Annotated in this window: 14 protein-coding genes; 1 reads left to right on the forward strand and 13 read right to left on the reverse strand. The window is 41.4% G+C overall.

Going from position 1 to position 21,180, the window contains the following annotated elements; translation table 11 throughout:
- Nucleotides 1–5 precede the first annotated feature (5 nt).
- From E7303_RS01695 to E7303_RS01715, 5 genes are all read right to left on the reverse strand, one after another.
- Complete coding sequence (locus tag E7303_RS01695) at nt 6–2,129, reverse strand: glycoside hydrolase family 3 C-terminal domain-containing protein (protein ID WP_292143559.1); 2,124 nt, start codon at nt 2,127–2,129, stop codon at nt 6–8.
- A 185-nt stretch (nt 2,130–2,314) separates the two neighbouring features.
- Complete coding sequence (locus tag E7303_RS01700; protein ID WP_292143560.1) at nt 2,315–4,033, reverse strand: extracellular solute-binding protein; 1,719 nt, start codon at nt 4,031–4,033, stop codon at nt 2,315–2,317.
- 50 nt (nt 4,034–4,083) lie between these two features.
- On the reverse strand, nt 4,084–4,968 hold the full coding sequence (locus E7303_RS01705; RefSeq protein ID WP_292143561.1) for a carbohydrate ABC transporter permease: 885 nt from the start codon (nt 4,966–4,968) through the stop codon (nt 4,084–4,086).
- A gap of 43 nt (nt 4,969–5,011) precedes the next feature.
- Nucleotides 5,012–5,959, reverse strand: coding sequence for an ABC transporter permease (locus E7303_RS01710; protein ID WP_292143562.1), 948 nt, complete (start codon nt 5,957–5,959; stop codon nt 5,012–5,014).
- Between the two features lie 201 nt (nt 5,960–6,160).
- Nucleotides 6,161–8,146 (reverse strand): alpha-glucuronidase family glycosyl hydrolase, encoded by a 1,986-nt coding sequence (locus tag E7303_RS01715; protein ID WP_292143563.1) that lies wholly within the window; start codon nt 8,144–8,146, stop codon nt 6,161–6,163.
- Between the two features lie 92 nt (nt 8,147–8,238).
- On the opposite strand from E7303_RS01715, the gene E7303_RS01720 reads away from it, so the two are divergent.
- The gene (locus tag E7303_RS01720) at nt 8,239–9,126 is read left to right on the forward strand and encodes an AraC family transcriptional regulator (protein WP_292143564.1); all 888 of its coding nucleotides are present in this window, start codon (nt 8,239–8,241) and stop codon (nt 9,124–9,126) included.
- 4 nt (nt 9,127–9,130) lie between these two features.
- Here E7303_RS01720 and E7303_RS01725 read toward each other — a convergent pair whose 3' ends face one another.
- The 8 genes from E7303_RS01725 to E7303_RS01760 form a co-directional block, all read right to left on the reverse strand.
- A complete protein-coding gene (locus tag E7303_RS01725; protein WP_292143565.1) occupies nt 9,131–11,020 on the reverse strand; it encodes a sialate O-acetylesterase in 1,890 nt (629 codons plus the stop codon).
- A gap of 147 nt (nt 11,021–11,167) precedes the next feature.
- Nucleotides 11,168–12,916: an SGNH/GDSL hydrolase family protein gene (locus tag E7303_RS01730; protein WP_292143566.1), complete on the reverse strand. Its 1,749-nt coding sequence runs from the start codon at nt 12,914–12,916 to the stop codon at nt 11,168–11,170.
- Nucleotides 12,891–14,381 carry an extracellular solute-binding protein gene (locus E7303_RS01735; protein ID WP_292143567.1) on the reverse strand — a complete coding sequence of 497 codons (1,491 nt, stop codon included), beginning with the start codon at nt 14,379–14,381 and terminating at the stop codon, nt 12,891–12,893. Before E7303_RS01735 ends, E7303_RS01730 begins: the two co-directional genes overlap by 26 nt.
- A 70-nt stretch (nt 14,382–14,451) precedes the next feature.
- Nucleotides 14,452–15,462, reverse strand: coding sequence for a carbohydrate ABC transporter permease (locus tag E7303_RS01740; protein ID WP_292143568.1), 1,011 nt, complete (start codon nt 15,460–15,462; stop codon nt 14,452–14,454).
- The gene (locus E7303_RS01745) at nt 15,455–16,363 is read right to left on the reverse strand and encodes a carbohydrate ABC transporter permease (protein ID WP_022772457.1); all 909 of its coding nucleotides are present in this window, start codon (nt 16,361–16,363) and stop codon (nt 15,455–15,457) included. The genes E7303_RS01740 and E7303_RS01745 overlap by 8 nt, the downstream gene beginning before the upstream one ends.
- A 14-nt stretch (nt 16,364–16,377) precedes the next feature.
- Nucleotides 16,378–18,975, reverse strand: a complete 2,598-nt coding sequence (locus tag E7303_RS01750; protein ID WP_292143569.1) for a DUF5696 domain-containing protein — start codon at nt 18,973–18,975, stop codon at nt 16,378–16,380.
- Between the two features lie 21 nt (nt 18,976–18,996).
- On the reverse strand, nt 18,997–19,656 hold the full coding sequence (locus E7303_RS01755) for a Yip1 family protein (protein ID WP_074885443.1): 660 nt from the start codon (nt 19,654–19,656) through the stop codon (nt 18,997–18,999).
- A 4-nt stretch (nt 19,657–19,660) separates the two neighbouring features.
- The gene (locus E7303_RS01760; RefSeq protein WP_292143570.1) at nt 19,661–21,175 is read right to left on the reverse strand and encodes a hypothetical protein; all 1,515 of its coding nucleotides are present in this window, start codon (nt 21,173–21,175) and stop codon (nt 19,661–19,663) included.
- Nucleotides 21,176–21,180 lie beyond the last annotated feature (5 nt).

The raw sequence follows: 21,180 nt of genomic DNA on the forward strand, positions 1-21,180 counted from the left end.
CAATGTCACAACTTAACATCAAAGCTTGCACACTTATGTCCTGTAAGCTCCTCTGAACGGGCATCAGGCTGCTGTGTTCCAAAATAAATCTTGAAGTTCTTGCCAAATATCTTTCTCTCACCATCTTCATTGACAGATGTGAAGGCCTTCTTATCAAGCTTTATTGTTACCTCTGTTTCTGCGCCTGCCTTAACATGTACTCTCTTAAATCCGCAGAGACGTGGATAAGTTGTGGCAAACTCAGAATCAAGATCCTTGATGTAAACCTGTACAACTTCGTCTGTGTCCACTTTACCATCATTTACTACTGTAACAGTAAGCTCTGCATCAAATGTATCAGGTTCACTACCATTATCCATATGTAAATGGTTGTCAGGCTTAACATAGCAGTCACCATATGTAAGACCATATCCAAAAGGATAAAGAGGTGTTCCAGTAAAGTATCTGTAAGTCCTGTTCTTCATTGAGTAGTCTTTGAAGTCAGGAAGATCATCTGCTGACTTGTAGAAAGTAACAGGAAGCTTTCCTGAAGGTGATACATCACCAAAGAGGATATCAGCTACATCTTTTCCGCCTCTTGCTCCCGGATAAAATGCCTGGAGAACTGCATCTGCATCATCCTGAGCCTTTGAAAGATCTATTGCACTTCCGGCCATATCGATGACGATCGTAGGCTTTCCACACTCAAGCACTGAGTAAAGGAGCTGTCTTTGTGGAAGAGGAAGGCTAAGGTTGATCTTATCACCTGATGCAAACTGGTTTCCTGCATCACCTTCTTCACCCTCAAGGTTCTCATCAAGGCCCAGCACAACAACTACTACATCTGAGTAGTCTGCAACTGCCTTAGCCTCTGAGAGTCTGTCAGGAAGGTTAGGATCAGAAAGGTTACTTATATTGTCTTTAAAAATATCGCAGCCCTCTGAGTAAAGAACGCGGACATCTCCTCCAACCTTGTCCTGGATTCCCTCAAGAACAGTGATATATCTTGAAGCTGTTCCGTGATAGTTTCCAATAAGTGACAATCTTGAGTTGGCGTTTGGTCCAACTACGCCGATAGTCTTTATCTTGCTCTTATCAAGAGGAAGGATTCCGTTGTTTTTCAAAAGAACTACTGACTCTTTTGCCGCTCTGTGCGCAACTTCAAGGTGTTCTTTGCACTCAACAACATCGAAAGGAATCTCATCGTACTCTGTCTTATCAAACATGCCCAAAAGGAACCTTGTTGTAAAGAGTCTTTCACAGGAAGTAGTGATAGTCTCCTCACTTAAAATACCTGCTCTGTAGGCATTCATAATTTTCTGGTATGTACATCCGCAGTTAAGATCGCAGCCCATTTCAAGCGCAAGCTTAGCAGACTCTTCAGGACTCTTTGTAACCTTGTGATTCTCATGGAAATCTTTTACTGCCCAACAATCAGATACGAAGTGGCCTTCAAATCCCCACTTGCCTCTGAGTGTGTCAACCATAAGTGGCTTGTTAGCGCAGCAAGGCTCGTCGTTGGTTCTGTTGTAAGCACCCATGACTGCCTCTACACCGGCCTCCTTTACGCATGCTTCAAATGCTGGAAGATATGTTTCTTCAAGATCTTTCTTAGAAGCCTTGGCGTTAAAGAAATGTCTTTCGCCCTCAGGACCTGAGTGAACAGCGAAGTGCTTGGCACATGCGGCTGCCTTCATATACTCTCCATCGCCCTGAATTCCCTTAACAAAAGGAACTGCAAGGCTGCTTGTAAGGAATGGATCCTCACCATAGGTCTCATGACCTCTGCCCCATCTTGGATCTCTGAAAATATTAACGTTTGGTGCCCAGAAAGTAAGTCCCTTGTAGATATCTCTGTCTTCTCTCTTAGACTGCTCGTTATACTTGGCTCTTCCCTCTGTAGCGATAATCTCGCCGACTTCTTTCATCAGCTCCTCGTCGAAAGCTGCAGCAAGACCGATTGCCTGCGGAAACATGGTAGCTGTGCCGGCTCTTGCCACCCCATGCAGAGCCTCGTTCCACCAGTTGTAAGCAGGGATTCCAAGTCTGTCAATAGCAGGTGCGTCATAGCGAAGCTGAGATGCCTTCTCTTCAACTGTCATCTTAGCAACAAGCTCTTTTGCACGCTTTCTTGCTTCTTGTCTATTCATATCTATACCCCTTAAGTTTCTTTTGTTTACCATATTTATTGTATAGGTGGAGCATATAATTTTCTTACCATATTTTGCCTTTATTAGCTTAATTATTGTTGTTAGTTCCATGCAGATTTTTATATGCAAAAAACAGCTGCCACAATTAAGTGACAGCTGCTCAAAATTTCTTTTGCCAATACTAATTATCTGATATTCTCAGCATCGCCGTATGTAGCTTCCCATTTCTGAGTTCTCTCATCAATGATAGCCTGTCCGCCTGAACCAAGGTAATCAGCAATACCCTCATCCCAAACAGAATCGAATGTATCTACGCTTGCGCTCATAGCCTGATCATAGATCTGATCTCTCTTAGCTGAAAGTGTATCGCCTACGCCACCTTCTGCTTCGATGTCACCAGTCTTAACATTGATACCAATTCTTGTGTCAGTCTTTGCAATTTCGTTAGCTTTGATTACATCCTCAACGTCGATTCCTGCATATGAGTGAGCAAGAGTCTTCTCTGTGAGGTCATCAGATGTAAGGTGAAGACCATTACATGTGATTGTGTAGTCAATGTTCATACCAGAGTTCTGGATTGCATCGCCTGTTGCAGCAACGATCTCATATCCACCGTCATCAAGCTTGTTGCATGTAACACCTTCTTCACCAAGCTGTAAGAACTGGATTGTCTCAGGTTCTGAGATGAAATCAAGGTAAAGCATTGATGCAAGAGGCTCATCGTTTGTTGCAGGGAAGAAGATCTTACGATCAATAGGGCCTGCAAGGAACTTGTTGTGTGTTCCGTTCTTGTCTTCGAATGGATCGATTGCAACGTACTTAGCGTCTTCGCCTACAAGTCTCTTAAGGTTAGCCTGGATTGAATCCTCACCGTTTCTGAAAGGATAATCCCAGTTGTGTGTGAATGCGCCAACATAACCAGCCTTCATCATGTCATCTTCTGTTGTGTCGCCTGATCCGTAGATAGCAAAGTCATTCCACATAAGACCTTCGTTGTACCACTGGTTAAGAAGCTTAACTGCTTCCTTTGTTCCGTTCTGTGTAAGCTTTCTGTCATCGAAGCCGTTTACATAGAACTCTTTGTCAGAGATATCTGGATCAATGAAAGACTCGATAAGAGTACCAGCTCTCCAACCTACATCGTAAGAAACTGAGTAAGGAACCATCTTGTCAGCGTCTGCTCCAAGAAGTTCGCTAGCATTGTCCTTGAATGCTACGAGCATGTCATGGAACTCCTGCTTTGTTGTAGGTTCAGCAAGACCAAGCTTATCAAGCCAGTCCTTACGAACGAATGTAAGAATTCTGTTCATGTTAGCAAGCTTTGCTTCAACTGCCCATGTCTGGCCGTTCTCAGGATCAGCATCCCAGTAAAGGTTTGACTCACCAAGCCATGTCCAAAGGTTAGGAAGTTCATCCTTGTAATCATCAATGTAAGGTCTAAGATCAAGAACACCGCCCATGTCAGCATATGTCTTGATTGTTGGATAAGAATAAGTTACACATACATCAGGTGCTGTACCGCCTGCAAGAAGGTTGTTGATCTCATCAACCTCTGTCCAACGAGGAACTGCTACGAACTCAACTTCTACGTTATGCTTCTCGAGCATTCCCTTCTTGATGTAGTCTGTGTACACGTTGTTTGTTGGGTCTGATCCGCCGTCGTTACCACGGTCATAAACCTCAACTGTGATGTGTCTTGTGTCTGCGAACTTACCATCTGTAAGTTCTGAAGCAACTGCTGGTTCTGTTGCTGTGTCAGCCTGAGTTGCCTCAGTCTGAGCTGCTGGTGCATCAGTGCTAGCTGGAGCACTTTCAGCGGCCTGTTCACCGCCCTGGCTACCGCATGCTGCAAGTGAAAGAGTCATTGCAGATGCAAGTAACATAGATAATACCTTTTTCCTCATAACATACCTCCATTTATCTTTTACCCCCGAAGGGGGAGTTAACTAAGTGCTTATTCTTTTACCGCTCCAAGAGTAACTCCATGGATGAAGTACTTCTGAAGGAACGGATAAATACACAAAATAGGAATAGTTGAAAACATAACTATTGCGGACTTAAGTGAATCCTTAAGACCAGGTGCTGAGAAACCTTCCTGTGTAGCAACTTCTACTGAATTGATATTGTTCAGAATATTGTAAAGAAGAAGCTGCAAAGGATAGAAATCCTTGTTTTTCATAAACATAAGAGCATCTGAATAACCATTCCAACGTCCTACTGCATAGAAAAGAGCAAGTGTTGCAAGAACAGGCTTGGACAATGGAATGTAAATTGACCAAAGAATCCTGAAGTATGATGCTCCGTCAATCTCGGCTGATTCTCTAAGTGACTCAGGTATTCCATAGAAGAAACTTCTCATGATGATCATGTTGTAAACGCTCATGCAATATGGAACGATAAGTACCAGCGGATTATCCAAAAAGCCAATCTTCTGCATAAGCAGGTAGTTTGGAATAGTACCTGCAGAGAAGAACATTGTAATTGTGATAAAGATATTGATAATACCTCTGCCTTTTAAGTTTTCAAAGATCAAGGGGTATGCACATATTGTTGTCATAAAAAGTGAAAAGATTGTGCATACTACTGTCAAAAATACAGTCCATACAAATGCATGAATATATTTCACATCGCCGAGAACTGTTTTGTAAGCATCGAAGTTAAGTCCCTTTGGTATAAGATAAACCTCATGCCTTACAAGATAGTCTGTACCTGAAAGTGATCTTGCCAAAAGATTTATCATAGGAATCACACAGATAAGACTTATAAGTACACATATAATAACGAAAACCCAATCCCCAATTTGTGTCTTGGTGGATCTTATAGTTCTACTTTCATCCATTTTATATATTCTCCTTTAAAATTATGCGCTTGCCAGCAATATATCACCAGATTCCTCTCTCACCCAGCTTACGTGAAAGCCAGTTAGCAGCAAGCAGGAAGAATACATTTATTACTGACTGGAAAAGACCTATTGCAGTTGTCAAACTGAACTGCAGTCCCTTAATACCAGCTTTATATACATATGTAGAGATAACTTCTGCATACTTCATAACGAGGTTGTTCTGAAGTGCGAATGGTCTGTCAAAGTTTGATCCGATGATATTACCAAGAGCCATGATCAAAAGAACTACGATAGTAGGCTTGATTCCCGGAAGTGTAATATGCCACATCTTCTGGAAACGTCCGGCACCATCTACACTGGCTGCCTCATAAAGCTCAGGTGAAATACCTGCAATAGCAGCAAGATATATGATTGAGTTCCATCCAAAACTCTGCCATACACCAAGGCCGATATATGTTCCAACCCAGTGAGCCGGATCATTAAGGAAAGGAACTGCTTCACCGCCCAAAGCCTTAATCGCCATATTTACAAGACCATCTGTCGGTGTAAAAAGCTGAAGTGCAAGACCATAAATAATAACCCATGAAAGGAAATGAGGCATATATGCAATAGTCTGAACTGTCTTTTTGAACGTTTTAAATCTGAGCTCATTTAAAATAAGAGCAAATATGATCGGTATTGGGAATCCGATAATCAGATCAAAAAGGTTAAGAACAATTGTGTTTCTCAAAGAATTGATAAAGTCTTTTGTACTAAATGCTTTGATGAAGTATTCCATACCATGATTCTTGGCCCAGGGCATTTCCCAGATAGACTGGACAATGCTGTATTTCTTGAACGCGATCATGATATAAAGCATTGGAATGTACTTGAAAACAATCAGATAGATGATTGGCAGAGCAAGAAGAACGTATAACTGCCAGTAGCGCTTGATGTATACACCAAAGGACTGATTACTCCCCTTCCTCTGTGTTTTGGTTCTGCTCATAAACTCCTCCTAAAACCCCTATATTCTTTTATAGAAATATTGCACAATTTCTACTCTCTTATTGTAAGTTATCGACGTCAGATATTCCTATCAAATATTGACTATCACTTACTAATAAATGCGCGCTTTGTGCACAGTGCACAAAATCAAAAAGCTGATAACTGTAGGTTTTGTCCATGCAGTTACCAGCTTTTATTATATTTAATATATCTTTCTGCCTTTTTGGTCAGAAATACCACTCTTTCTATAGAAGTAAGAGTTCACCTGATCTCTCCACTCTTTTGCATTGTAGATCTGAAGTTCGAATCTGTGAGAAACATTTTCAAAAACTTCTGAAGGAACCTTTCCTTCAAGACTCTTCCAGGTTTCAAAAAGCTCTTCAGCCTCAGCCTCTCCTTCAAAGTGGCTGTCGTAGATGTGCTGGATCAGTGTCTTTCCTGTTTTGAGCTTCCATGTATATGGAATGTGGTGGAAGAAAAGAAGCAGCTCTTCCGGACATTTTTCAGGATCATTGTACTTTTCAGCATTTTCTTTGTAATACTGCTGAGCGTATCCTGTTCCCTTATCTGATCTGTCAACACCAATTCCAAGGTGGTCTGCCCTGTGATATGTGCCCCATCTTGAGTACTCATATCCATCAACGCTTGGGCCGTAGTGATCATGTGGTGTAACCATCCAGCCGATTCCAAGAGGACTTGTGTACTTTTCATATATCTCGCGAGATCTTAAGAGCATATCTGTAAGCTTATCTTCATCCACTTTTTCAAGGGCAAATGTAAGTCTTATCCACTCTCTTGCTATTTCTTCAGAGGAAAGCTCCGTGTCAAAGCTAAGTCTTCCAAAACCATAAAGGTTAGCTGCTGCCAGGTAATTACCTGTCCAGTTCTTGTCATTACCGGTATTGATAACTGCTGCCATTCCTGCAAGCTTATTGCCAAATGCCCTTCCACTCACTACATCTGCAACAGTATCATTTTCTTTTTGACAGTAGGTCTTAAATCCAAGAACCTCCTTGAACATTGGCATAAGATAGCAAAGATCTATCTGATGTCCTGTGTATTCCTGTGCAATCTGAACTTCCAGCATCTGATTGGTCTTTGTAAGTCCACCAATAAGTGGAGAAATAGGCTCTCTGATCTGGAAATCCATAGGACCATTCTTTATCTGAAGGATTACGTTGTCATGATATGCTCCGTCAAAATCCTTGAAGTAATCATATCCGGCTCTTGCTCTGTCTGTCTTGTAGTCTCTCCAGTCCTGAGTGCAGTTGTAAACAAAGCATCTCCAAATGATGATTCCGCCATAAGGAGCAACTACATCTCCCAGCATATTTGCGCCGTCTGCCTGTGTTCTTCCGTATGTAAATGGTCCGGGTCTTCCCTCTGAGTCAGCCTTTACAAGGAATCCACCGAGGTGTGGAAGCTTTCCGAATACTTCTTTTGCCTTCTCTTTCCACCAACCTATAACTTTTTCATCAAGAGGATCACAGACTTCAAGTCCGCCAAGCTCTATTGGTGCAGCAAAGTTAAGGGACAGATATGTCTTTATGCCATAATCTGCAAATACTTCTGACAGCTCTTTTACCTTATCAAAATATCTGTCTGTAATAAGGTAAGTTGCTGCGTCTTTTACATTAACGTTGTTAATTACAATTCCGTTGATACCGATGCTTGCCATGAATCTTGCATAGTCACGGGTTCTCTCATCAACCACGATCTCTTTATTTTCGAAAAAGAAAGACTGTCCTGAGTAGCCTCTTTCAATGCTGCCATCCATATTGTCCCAGTGGTTCATCATACGAAGCGGGTTGGATGGAGTTTTTTCCACATTGATCTCAGAAAGCTTTTTTCCACAGGAAAGCTGTCTTAAAAGTTCAAAAGCTCCATATAATGCGCCGTTATCATCTGAGGCCAAAATGCTTACAGATGAGGAATCGCTCTCAAGCCTGAAACCTTCCTTTGCGATGGCATCCACTTTTTTAATAGTAAGAGCAATGTCAAAAGAGCCTGCGTTATCCACAACCTCATCTGATACAATTCCCTTTAATCCACTTTTGAGCTCACAAAGTGCACTCTTTATCACCTGTGAATCCTTGTTAAACCCTACCACTTCACAGCTAACAGTCTTGTTATCACTGCTTACATTCTTATAACCAAGCCAAAGCTGTGTCCATTCTTTATTCCCCATTTTAGTTATAATCCTTTCTCCTAAAAAATCTTCTTTTATGATAAAATATTCCACGTAATCTTGCAGTTTCCTAGATAAGGAGCGTAATTAACATGATAAGTGACATCAATGAACAGGCTCGTGAAGACATCTTTTATGACACACTAAAGGGTGTTCTTTTATATCACAACACGCTTTCGGAATATCCTCTGCACTGGCACAATGAAGTGGAACTTATTCTCATAGTTTCCGGAACGCTAAATATCAAATTTCACAATGATACCCAGTCCATGATTTGCTGCAATCCCGGAGACATTGTGCTTATCGCACCCGGAACCCTGCATGAATATCTCTCAGATACTCCAGGCGGTGAAAAACTGATTCTTCTTTTTGATATTGGTGGATATTCTCAGGTTTCATCACTTGTTCCTCTTCTTAAAACTCTTCCGCCTTATGTTCACATCAAGCAGAATGAGTATCCTCTTGAGAACGCCCGTCTTCAGAACTACTTTTGGGAAATAGACAGGCTTTATGGTGAAAGTGATGAGTTCCTTCATATATCTGTTTATTCACTGGTGACTCTAATTCTTGCCCAGATAGGAAGCATGCATCCCAACGATGTAACATCTGCTGTCGTAAATGATGACCCTCAGCGCAAGAACATCGACAAGCTTGTTTCCGTTACCAACTATATCGATTCCCACAGATCAGATGATCTTAGCGTTGAACAGCTTGCTGAGATTGCAGGCTTTTCCAAGTTCCACTTTGAAAGGCTCTTTAAGTCTTACATGGGAATCTCATGTTATCAGTACATTACCAAGCGCCGCGTGCTCATGGCCCAGGAACTTTTAGGTGACACGGATCTATCCGTTATGGACATTGCCATGCAGTCAGGATTCTTTAGTCTTTCAACCTTTAACAGAGTGTTCAAAGACACCAACGGCTGCTCACCTACTGAGTACCGCAAGCTCTACAGAGCAGGCGCGGACTTAAAATCATAAATAATTATTCTACCGTAATCTCAAATGGTGCAAGGGGCGTGCCTGTTTCATTTTCAATAAGGCCGCCGTGGTAAGTATTTTCACAGCACCATTTGAGTTTTATTTTTTTGCTGTCCTTATCTATCTTAACTAATACCTTATCTCCCAAAAGAGCTGCCTCTGCCTTTTGGGAAGTGCCTTCCTCATTCTCAATATAAAAATCAAGAAGCTCGCATCCTTTGCCTTCATCAGCAACTTTAAGCCCCGCAGTATGAGCTAGTTTTATCTCGGCATAAGCTTCATCATCTTCTGTGATAATCTTTGCACTCTCAATTTCAGGTCCTTTGTATTCTGCGCCGCAGCCGTATTTCATATAAGCTGCCCAGAGAGCCATTCTCTCTCCAATAGGCTCTTTTACCGTAGGATGAAGGTCATTGTCCTCTCCAAGTCCCAATGTCACGATAAGCCCAGTCATTGGAATATCCAGTATCCTATTCTGAACAAGTCTGAATCTTCCCCAATCATCCGTGCATGGGAGCTGGTCTATTACAAAGTTTGGAAGCTGAACCGCAATGAATGGAAGGTTCTCATCATTCCAAAGCTTTCTGTATCCAAGGACCATTCTCTTGGTAAGATCTGCGTAGTCCTCATCTCTCTCAACATTTGATTCACCCTGATACCAGACCACACCATCTATTGGATAGTTTTTGCAGGGAGCTGTCATTCCATTGAAAAGACCTGTCGCTTTCCAGTTAACAAAGTCTGTAGGCTGGATCTGTTCGCACTCTGCGGCAATCCTATATTTATAAGTACCATTCAGATAAACGGTTGCATCCTGATTAAAGATCTTTAGCTCTTTTTCCGGAGTAAATCTTCCAAGGCCGTTCTCCACACAAAGTCTTATAACTACTTCGTTGTCCTTTTCTCTTGTAAGTCCTTCAGGAATATCGTACTTACGTGGTGGATACTGATAAGCGGTCTCACCGACTTTTTGCCCGTTTACAAAAATAGTGTCGCTGTCTACCATTGTTCCCATAAAGAGCCTTGCTGATTTTCCCGCAAGTTCTTTTGGCAGATCAAATTTCTTTCTAAACCACACAGAGCCTATAAATCCGTCAAGCTCAGTTTCCTTGAAAAAACCCGGAACTTCAAAGGTTTTCCAGTCGCTGTCATCTGTATTTTCAAGCTGCCAGTTGTTCTTTATTCCTTCATCTTTCTGATAAAGAGAGTTTCTCCATGCGTCGCCGTTTGCAATATTTCTAGCAATCTGTCCGTCATAGAACTCTTTGTCTGCATATCTATCAGCCTCTTCCAAGAGCTCATCATAACCCTCAAGCATTTCTCTGCCCATCCAGCCAAAGATTCTTGATCCACCAAGGCTTGCATTGATTATTCCTACAGTCTGACCTGTAAGTTTTTGAAGATGCTTGGCAAAAAAGTACCCAACAGCGGAAAAATCCATTATTGTCTCGTGTTTTACTTCTTTCCAGCTGCCTGTGTGATGCTCCTCCAAAGGTCCACTATAAGAAGTTTCCTCAACAATCTTGAAAGTACGTATTCTGTTATTAACATCGTTTTTTACAACTTCAGGATACTGATCCTTACATCTTGTAAGGGGAAGTTCCATATTGGACTGACCTGAACACAGCCAGACAAGACCAAGCATTACATCCTTAACAACCTTTTTCTCGCCCTTATCATCACTTACTATAAGCTCGTAAGGTCCGCCACTCTCGCGGGCCGGCAGATACAGATTGAATCTTCCATTTGCATCCGTATCCCCACTAACCTGATCCTTCTCAAGTGTAGCTGTAACCTTTGTGCCGGGTTCATCCCAGCCCCATATATGAATACTTTTTCTTCTCTGAATAACTGCTCCGTCAGATAATAAACGCGGTAATCTAAGCGTAGACATAATCATAACCTTTCCCATTTATATTTATTTTGATTATACTTTGTGCACGCATTTTTTTACCTCATTATAAGTGCGAATAACTCCCCAGTTATTGCTTACAAAAAAAGTGCGTGCAGAGCTTTTTCCTCTACACGCACTTTTCTCATATTATCTTACAACTCCGAACCCCAGGATTGTAAACTTCTTATCGTTCATGCCGTCCGCCATCTTAATCTCGACTTTGTGCTGTCTGTTTTTCTCTTCATTGAAAAGAATCACGGCATTACAATGTGTCCATCCAACCTCTAACGGATTGACATCCTTTATCTTTTTTTCATCCACAAAAACCTGCGCGGTACCAAAGGATGCGTTTCCTGAATCCTTGAACACCAACAGCAGCTTACTGCAGTTAATGCTCATTACAAATGGTTCAGGATCTGAGCTTTTCCCATTATAAGCCCAGTTATTCGGAAATTCAGGTCGTGGAATGATCTCTTCATCCATTTCTACAAGCTGAATATCCTTATCAACATCGTCAAAAGAACCGGCGTCAAGTTTTGTTATCTTGTATTTCTTTTTAAGAGCCTCTAACTCTTTTTTATCAAGCAGTTCAACCTTTTCAAAGTCCCCACCTATTACCGGATGTGGAAGTTTATCATCTTCTTCATATGAAGTATCCCTTGATTCATTGACACTGTCGATCAGATTTATAAGACAGTCGCTCATTATCTGATGACCAAGATTACTTGGGTGATATACATCATAAAAGAACTGATTCTTGGATATAACCCTTCCATCTTCCGGAAGAAGCTTAAACTGCTCTGTTACTGCATCCAGGACACTCACCATAGGAAGATCGTATCTGATTCCTACGGGCCCCAATCTGTCCTGAAGATTCCAGTCAAAAGAAAATACTGCAAAAAGTAATACTACTGCTGGCTTCCATGGAAGTGCCAAGGCCTTTCTTACAAGGCTTTCATAGCAGACTCCCTTGGTCTCATCACCTTCATCATTTACAGCAAATTCAATGACTATAAGGTCGGGCTTCTCGGCGTAGTCCCTAAGGACATCCCTTTCAAATCTTATCATTCCAAGCTCTGAAGGAGTTCCTCCTACACCTGCCTTGATAAAGTTTACTTTCCCGCCTTTGATATATCTTTTCTGGAACTCATCTGCAAAAACTTTTGCATAGCATTTCTCATTTATTGGTATAGCTCCGGCTCCCTGTGTAATAGATCCTCCAATAAAAGAAAGAGTGACATTCTCACCACTTCCGGCCTTACTTAAAACTTTTTCAAGCCTTGCCGTGTTTCCTGCATGCAATAAGCTCTGTGAAATCATCTTTTTGTATCTCGAAGACTTAAAATCAACAAGCTGCTCCATTGGCTGAACAGGAGCAATAAAGCCCTGATTAAGATAGAATCTGACATCCGCAGCTGCCTGGATTCCTGAAGTTCCAAACTCAAATCTTATCTGCCCCACTTCTTTATCTGAAGCTTCCCATTCTATATCCTCAAGATTTATGACTGTCTCCATCCCATCCATGTAAAGCTCCTTTTTTATCTGGGTAGCTTTTTCTCCCGGATGTTCAGGATACATTTCAAGTACGAATTTCACCGGTTCTTTGGCATCGCGACCTGAAACACTGACACCTATGCTATGGACAACTGTCTTAAAGCCCTGAGCTGACTTAAGCAGCTCTAACATGTAGTCATCTTCGATGTTGCCTGATAATCTTGCAGCATCTATAAGTCTTCCACAGTCCATATAAAGAAACTGAACGCCCCGGCCATCAGGCTGAGGCGCTCCAAATATTTCTTTACCCTGCATTATGAAAAAGAAAGGTCTTTTCTTTGTAGGATCTTTGGGGGCCTTAGGACCCCCAACAGTTTTACTGAGCGTTTGCCTCGTCAACATAAGCTTTCCATGTGTCACGGATTGCTTCTACCTGCTCTGAAACAACTACGCCTGGTCCAATGTTCCATACAAAGTCTGAGCCAAGACTGAGGTTAGGAATCATTCCGTGGTAAGCAATTGTTCCCTTTTCTGTCATCATAGCGATTGTCTCATCAACTGCTCTCTCATCAAAGACACCATTTCTGGCTGTTGAAAGATATCCGTTGTAATCAAGGTACTCAGCTGAAGGAGCGTTTGTATAAAGGTTCCATGCAAATGCGATCTTCCAAGCCTTGTCTGCATCGTAACATGCTGGAATAGCAATTGGGTTGTTTGTCCAAACGTTGATGTAGTCGTCCATCTTAGGTCCCTTAGGGAACATAACGAATCCAACTTCATCCTGCATATCCTCAAGGAAGTTACCAGGTGTTGCGCAATACTCATCATCAACCATGAATGCTGCCATACCATTGATGAATGCTTCCTTGTAGTAATCCCACTCAGCGCCCTCTGGATCTGGCATGTCATAGTTTGTAAACATGTTTACTGTCCACTCAAGAGCTTCAAGTGTCTCAGGAGACTCAAGGTTATATACATACTTGCCGCTTGCATCCTTGTCGATGTATGATCCACCATTTGAGAATACAGCTGCTGTTGTCATGTTACCTTCGTTAAGTGTAAGGCCCCAAACATCTACAGTACCATCATTGTCCTTATCCTGCTGAACCTTCTGCATAAGTTCTTCGAACTTATCCCATGTCCATGTTCCGTCAGCCTGCATATCGTAAAGTGACTCAGGATCGATTCCGGCATCCTTAAGAAGTCTCTTGTTGAAATATACACCTGTACGAGCTTCTGAATATCCAGCGAACATAGCATAGATGCTGTTTCCTTTAGAATACTGCTCATGGAGCTTGTTTCTCTGGAACTTAATGTCATTGAAATCAAGGCAGTCAAGTGTCGAAAGGTCATACATAAGACCATTAGCCATAGCTGATGTGATAGCCGGGTCATCACGAAGTGTGAAGAGATAGTTCTCGTCGCCACCTGTTGTAGCATAATCTACGAAATCTGTAGGTGTTGAACCCCAGTCACCAAATGCCTGAGATTTGATAGTGAAGTTGTATGTCTCCTGAATCCAATCTCTGTACTCCTGAAGTGCTTCTTCATAATCGTTAGCTGGAGCTGCAGGCTCCTCTGATGACCACCAGTCACGAATGATGATTTCCATTCCGCCAAGGTCAATTGGGTTGCCGCTTGCATCTGTGATTACCTGATATGGATCATATTCATCAGATGGTGCTTCTGTAGCTTCGGCAGCTGCCTCTGTAGTAGCTTCTGCTGTAGCTGTTTCTGTGTTTGCTTCTGGCTGAGCAGAATCAGTTGTTGCAGGTGCTGCTTCCTGTGAGCCACAAGCTGCCATGCTAAAAAGCATAGCTGCCATTGTAATAACGGCTGTTGCTTTGTTTGTTAGAGACTTTCTCATACTCTAAAAATCCTCCTTTACCCCCTAAGGTAATATTATTGTTATCCAGACTTATTGTCCGGGTGGAACCTTACATCTTGATACCTGTACTACTGATACTCTCAACAAATGCTCTCTGTGCAAAAAGATAAAGAACAATGAGCGGAACGATGATCATAAGTGTTCCTGTTGCGAGAATACAGTTTGAATAAGCTATTGAAATTGTTGTTTTTACACCGTTTATTCTCTGAATATATGCTCCGAGACTATCCACAATTCTTGAAAGACCTGTACTTATAAGCTTTGTGTTTCCAAGGAACATTCTTGAATAAAATCCATCTGTCCACTGCCAAACAAAGGCGAAGAGGAAACATGATGTAAGAATTGGCTTTGCCTGTGGAAGCATGATCCTGATAAAAGTCTTAAATGTTCCGCAGCCATCTACATAAGCGGCTTCTTCCAGATCCCCAGGGATATTTCTGAAATACTGACGGATCATGTAAATATACAAACCGTTCTTAAGTCCCATGCATCCGGCGCTCATAAGATAATATGGGAGTTTTGAACCCCTCAGGTTAATAGTCTGACCTGTTATGAGCTGTGAAAGACCAAGTACATCAAAAAATCTGAAGTGCAGATGGAGTGAGCTGGCAATGGTCTGTGGCGGAATGAGGATAACAAGTATCACACATGCAAACCAGAATTTCTTTAATGGAAATTCAAATCTTGCGAACCCGTATCCAACCAGTGTGCACATTGCAATCTGAAGCGCTGCTATCGTAAGTGATATAAGAGTTGAATTAAAAAGCGCTTCTTTAAAACTTATAAGCTCTGCTGCCAGTCTGTAGTTAGCTGTTGTAAAGTGCTCAGGAATCGAGATAACAACCGGATTATAAAGATCCTGCTCTGTCATGAAGCTGACAGATATTTTATTCAGGATCGGCTGAATGATCATGAAGCACATTCCAAAAAGAAGAATGAATCTTACAATGCTTACAGCTCTCTCTCCTATTACTTTTCTAAGCAGATATCCTCCGGACTGTTTGTTCCTCTCCCAAAAGCTCTGCTTTGCGTAGGCACTATTTGTTTTTACATTAGTCATAGTAGTAAACCCTCTTAGAAATAAAGAATGATGTTATTCCCACAAATGCAAGTACCAGGATGAAATAGATCCATGACATTGCTGAAGCATTTCCATATTGCTGCTGCTCGATCATTACCTTCTGGATCTTTTCGATTACTCCGTTATCTGATCTCATGCAGAAATCAACAACTGTGTAGATCCAGTTAACAAGGAACAATGAGCTTATCATTGGGAATGTTATCTTCCACAAACTCTCCCATTTTGTACATCCTTCTATATCAGCGGCTTCATACATACTTGATGAGATTGTCTGAAGACCTGATAAAAAGATAATGATCTGAATTCCGGAAGCAAGTGCCACATCGTAAATGTTATCTATGACTTCAAATACCTGTTCAAAAGCTCTCACGCCCACGCCTGTTGTTCTAAGTATTGATTCAAGAGCTCCTGTAATACTCACACCCTCTGTTGTCTGTTCAATACTCTGTGCCAGATTTGCCATAAGCTGGTTGTTTGATTCAAGTCCTACGATCACGCCGGATGAAAGGATAACAGGTAAAAAGAATATTGCTCTTACCAGGGCTCTTCCTTTAAATTTCTGATTCAGTACAAGTGCCACAAAGAAGCTGAATACTATGATCGCCAGTGAGTAAACCATCATTCTTGAAAGTTCCTCCCACAAAAGCCTGTTGTATTCCGGATCAACCCTGAACGCAAATATGTAATTGGTAATTCCTGAAAATGTCTTTGTAACCTTTCCTGCTGACAGATCAACGTTACAAAAACTCATGTAACAGGATTCAAAAAGCGGTTTTATCATGAACAGCAAAAAACCAAGAATAAATGGTGATATGAAACAATATCCCGATATGGCTTTTCGCTTTTGTAATCCTGCCAGTTTATTTTTCTGCTTACTCATAAAGGATGCCTTCCTTATCTCTTAACGATATAGTCTCTTGCCGGTACTTTTACGCCTTCATCTGTAGTAAAGTCGCTATAACCGTAATTGACATATACTTGTGTTCCATCTGCATATTCTGTACATGAAACATCTGAATTTAAGTTCTTATGTCCAACCATTTCCTGATTGAATGTGTGTCCAAGTTCTGCATTGTATCTGTTGTAGATACCAAGCATCTTGTCTTTCCAGGAATCATATGTTGAACCATAGTAATCTGTGTACAGAGTTTTCTGAGTGGCAAAAGAGCTCTCTTCCATAAATGAGAAGCAAAGGCCTGCTCCATACTCAGCGCTATATAGAACTTCGTTTTCAGCATTACCGCAAATGTTTATTGGATTGCCTGTATAATCAACTCTTCCGTGAACTGCTATCTGGAAGAATGGAACACATTCATCAAGGATTGTGTATTCACTTCCTCTTAAATCCATCTCTGTAACCATGGAACAGAAAGGAATTGCATAATCGTTACCCATGTTTATCATGAGCTTTGATCCGCCATCTGCGTATCCTTTAAGCTGCTCAACCTGGAGATTCTTTACAGCTTCTCTGCTGTAGGTCTTCTTTCTGGAAAAGTCAGAAGAAAGATCCATTCCCAAGTCTTCAAAGCAGGCACCTGCGCCAAGACTGTTACTGCTCTTTACAAGTACATCTGACAATTTCTTTGAAAGATCTGTGTGAAGAAGGAAGTAGTTGTTATCTGTGTTTTCCCTCTGTGCATAAGTTACATGGCTGTAATTGTAAAGTTCAGCTCTTTCCTTACTTATGAATTTTGCTGCATCTCTAAAAGAGAAGAATCCATCAAGAAGGTTGCTGTCATATGCATACTCTGTTACACCGTTGAGGTAGACTTCAGCTCCTTTTTCATCAGCAGAGGCTATCATGTTCTTTAAGTCTTTTTTGCTTCCAAGATCAGAAATTGTTTTTGCTTTCTTAAGTATCTTTTGCTGAACACCGCCGTTACACCAGCCAAGCATTTTTACTTTCATGTTTGAAACGCCGTTTGCACTAAGGTCTTCAACTATATTTGCTGCATCTTTATAACTTGTGAGCTTAAGTGGTCTTGATACAGGAACACCCACAACCTGCTTAACCTTATCGATGGCTCCTACCATTTCAATAGCAACAGGAGTGCTTTCATCACTAACAAGGTCCATATATCCTGCGTACTTGTTCTGGAGATATTTACCATAGCACTTGGCCATGTCCACATAATCTCCTGAATTTACGAAGGTGTACCTCTGAGTCAGAGTCTCATCAGGTAACTCTTTTATGTATTCATAAATATCTGAGTTGGCGATATCGCCTACATCATATTTTTCTCTCTGACAGATACTGTATTTTGCATTTACGTAGTTGTAACTGTGGTTCTTTCCTGCAATGTCTGCCTGAATAGATGCGTATGGGCTTCCTTCCTCCAGGATGCAGATAAAAGAATCATTTCCTTCAGATACACCGTACACACCGTAATATGCTCTTGTGTTGTGTACTACAGCATCTCTTGAAAGGCACATATCCCAGCCATAAACGTTTGTGTAATAGCTGCTCTGTGAAGTCTTACCGTTGTTGAAGTTAATTGTTGCTCCGCCACCTTCAGGAACAAACATAAATCCTTTATCGTTTGGACCGCCTGCTCCAAAATACGGAAGAGGAGTTATTGTATAGATAGGTGTTTCTTTGTCGTACTCAAGGTCTTTAAGTGGAACTTCTACCACCAGATCTTTTCCCTCGAGCTTGTAAACTACGCTGACATTGAACACTGGGTTTTCTGAAGTCTTAACTGAAAGATCAAGCTCTTTGTCCGCAAGGTAATTCTCATATGTGTAACCAACTGCTGCAAACTTTTCTTCGATGGTTTTTTTCACGTTTTCTTTTGTTCCGCTTCTGAGAACGTAGATAACTTCATTTTCCATGCTTGGATAATTTGCTAAGAGCTCATCCTTGTTGTCCTTTGCCGTGAGCTTGTTGATGTCGTATTTCTTGTAATACTGCTTAACAAGATCGGCTTCTTTCTTGTCCATCTTTGAAAGCCAGTCATTCATCTCTGTTTCAGTGATAACCGGCGGTACCACATATTCTTTTTCTACATTACCAAGTGAGTAGTTGACTCTGATCTCATTGTCGCCCGGAACGATCTCGTATATTCCGTTGTTTGTGCTATAGCCAAAAGTGCTGTAGGTTGTCTCAAGTCCCTGTGTTATGGAATATGACATAACAAGTGGAGACTGAAGGAATGACTTCTGATCATCAAGAGCTGCCGTATCCTCTAAAACGTCAGCAGGATTTGAGCGCCATACTTTTCCGGAATCCTTAACCTCAAGTTCAAAGGCTGTTGTCAAAGGATCCATGGTTAGTTTCAGTTCACCGTTGTCTACTACAACAGGTGTGTCATTTCCCTCAAATGTATAGGGCTGAACCAGCTCTTTTTCTTCTACTGCAGGCTTGTAGTTAATAACAAATATGGCTGCAATAACTATGATCAAAGCCAGAATAATCGAGGGCAAATGCTTTACTATAGTTGTCAGGAATGAACCTATATATATTTTTATTGGTTTCTTATTTTCTGTCTTCAAATCCGTCACCTCTTGTTATTACTACATTCGGAACATCAATTCTTTTCCCAGGGAAATGAAATATGCAATTCCCTGAGCGACCATGCTAAAGAAGATCATCAGGATGAATATCATTACCAGCATTGCAAAAAGTGTTGCTACAACGAACAATAAGTTCTTTCCTGCAGAATACTCGTGGATCTGCCCCATTGCCGCTATTATCAAAAGAGCTGAATAAACTAATGATAATAAGCTTACAACCGAGTAGAATTCTGCTTCCTGAACCGTTACAAAATTACTGAATATCATGAGCGGAAACTGTATCAGGACATATGGAGTAAATGCGTAACATGTTGCCATGTAGACCTGTCCAAGTCTTCCTTTTCCGTCGAACAGTGTTGTAAGTCCCCAGTTTCCAAGTACCCAGAGCGTAAGCGGGAAAACTATACTTGCCAGATACATGAAGATATTTAAGTCTTCCCAGTAAACTTCCATAAACAGAAAGCTCGTATAGCGAAGCTTCAGTATTCTTATAAGAAGCGCAAGGGCAAGTATTGTATTCGCTGCTGCGTATGTACCTCTTTTTTCATGAGTAAGATCCCAGAATCCATCCAGAGGATGAGTCGTGCAGTAAAGTGCAAACTTGAGGGAATCTATATATTTTTCCTTTGGAGTAAGGTTTTCTCTAACATTTGCTATCATAGCTTCACCTGTTTTCTTCTACTTTGAATATGTCAGCATTATCAATCTGCCACTTGATACTCTTTATCTTTCCTATGGTAAGAGGCACAAGGAAAAGTATGAGGATAATTGCTACTATCCATCCGATATGAGCCTCAACCCACTCTTTTCTGTACTGTTTGTATGCCTTTGAGTAATTCTCTCTGTCATACTTAAGTTCGAAGTACTTCATGGCATCTTTGTACTGTTCCTGACGAAGAAGTGCTCTTCCGATTCCGATATAAGCAAGGTCGTAGTTACCGTTCTGGTCCATGACCTGCTGCCAGTAATCACTTGAAGCTTCGTAATTTCCCTTGTCAAACTCCTCTATTGCGCTGTACACAAGGTTTCCAAATTCAGTAGGAACAAAGGATGTTATCGAGCAGTCAAGGCTGTCTACAACATAAAGCTCATGGCCGATGTGCTCAATTGCTGATGGTCTTCTAAAGTATCCATCCATGTTACCGTTTCCACCGAAAGCAAATACCATTCTGCCCTGGTCATCATATGCAAAAAGTCTTCCTCTGTTTCTGTCCAGGCACACATAGATGTCATTGTCCATAACTGTTACATCTGTGAGGATTGAAGGTCCTTCATATCCACCGCCGGATCCAAGGTAAAGATCTCCGCCTATAAACCAGTTACCATTTGCAACCAAAATGTCATCTCCCATAAGATTCAGCTTTCGTACAGCTGCTTCAGCAGCTCTTGCCTGATCTTCTGTAAGCGCTCTTGTTGCATATATGAAGCCTTCATAATCCATGTAGATGTTTTCATACTCTGTAGGAACGAATGACTCAAGTTTTGCTCTCTGTTCCTGAGAAGCGAGCTTTTTCCATATATAGTCCGTCCAGTCAAAGCTAACCGGTGTGGCTCCAACAAATCCTGAGAAAGTGCCGTCATTTTCGTACTTCACAAGACCTTTGTTTATTCCGGATGCAATACAGTAAACTCTCTCTGCCGTATCAACTACCAGTTTATTTGGCTGAAAAACAAGGGCAGGATCAAGGGTATTATCTGTAGGTTTGATAAATTCCATCAGATAGTTGAAATCCTTATCAACCTTCAGTATCCTTGCATTTCCCTGATCTGCTATGAAGATATTTCCATCTTCTGAAACTGAGATATCAGTGGGATTGTTAAAGGTCGCAGGTCCTGATCCGCCTTTTATTGAATCTACAACTCTTACAACTTCAAGCTTCTCAGGTGATACTCTGTTCAGTTCTATGATCCTGTTGTTACCTGTATCACACAGATAAAGAGAATTGCCGACAGCAAACAGTCCCTGAGGATTTTTAAGTTTGACATCAAGTCCAAGCTCAGAAGATGTGAGTACTTTGCTGACAGAATACAGATCAGGACTCTCCTGAACGTCTCCCCAATAATCGTAGTTATATGTGTAGTGTTTCTCTTCTGCGCAGGCCGTAACAGGCTGTAAAAGCACAACTGATACACCAATGAATGCTGCTAAAGTTCTTATGAATAAATTCTTTTTACGCATATCGC

The sequence above is a fragment of the Butyrivibrio sp. genome (genome assembly GCF_015056685.1).
Classification (GTDB): domain Bacteria; phylum Bacillota; class Clostridia; order Lachnospirales; family Lachnospiraceae; genus Butyrivibrio.

Coding starts and splice junctions, on each gene's coding strand:
- E7303_RS01695 (WP_292143559.1), bottom strand. CDS start 2,129: ATGAATAGACAAGAAGCAAGAAAGCGTGCAAAAGAGCTTGTTGCTAAG.
- E7303_RS01700 (WP_292143560.1), bottom strand. CDS start 4,033: ATGAGGAAAAAGGTATTATCTATGTTACTTGCATCTGCAATGACTCTT.
- E7303_RS01705 (WP_292143561.1), bottom strand. CDS start 4,968: ATGGATGAAAGTAGAACTATAAGATCCACCAAGACACAAATTGGGGAT.
- E7303_RS01710 (WP_292143562.1), bottom strand. CDS start 5,959: ATGAGCAGAACCAAAACACAGAGGAAGGGGAGTAATCAGTCCTTTGGT.
- E7303_RS01715 (WP_292143563.1), bottom strand. CDS start 8,146: ATGGGGAATAAAGAATGGACACAGCTTTGGCTTGGTTATAAGAATGTA.
- E7303_RS01720 (WP_292143564.1), top strand. CDS start 8,239: ATGATAAGTGACATCAATGAACAGGCTCGTGAAGACATCTTTTATGAC.
- E7303_RS01725 (WP_292143565.1), bottom strand. CDS start 11,020: ATGTCTACGCTTAGATTACCGCGTTTATTATCTGACGGAGCAGTTATT.
- E7303_RS01730 (WP_292143566.1), bottom strand. CDS start 12,916: ATGTTGACGAGGCAAACGCTCAGTAAAACTGTTGGGGGTCCTAAGGCC.
- E7303_RS01735 (WP_292143567.1), bottom strand. CDS start 14,381: ATGAGAAAGTCTCTAACAAACAAAGCAACAGCCGTTATTACAATGGCA.
- E7303_RS01740 (WP_292143568.1), bottom strand. CDS start 15,462: ATGACTAATGTAAAAACAAATAGTGCCTACGCAAAGCAGAGCTTTTGG.
- E7303_RS01745 (WP_022772457.1), bottom strand. CDS start 16,363: ATGAGTAAGCAGAAAAATAAACTGGCAGGATTACAAAAGCGAAAAGCC.
- E7303_RS01755 (WP_074885443.1), bottom strand. CDS start 19,656: ATGATAGCAAATGTTAGAGAAAACCTTACTCCAAAGGAAAAATATATA.
- E7303_RS01760 (WP_292143570.1), bottom strand. CDS start 21,175: ATGCGTAAAAAGAATTTATTCATAAGAACTTTAGCAGCATTCATTGGT.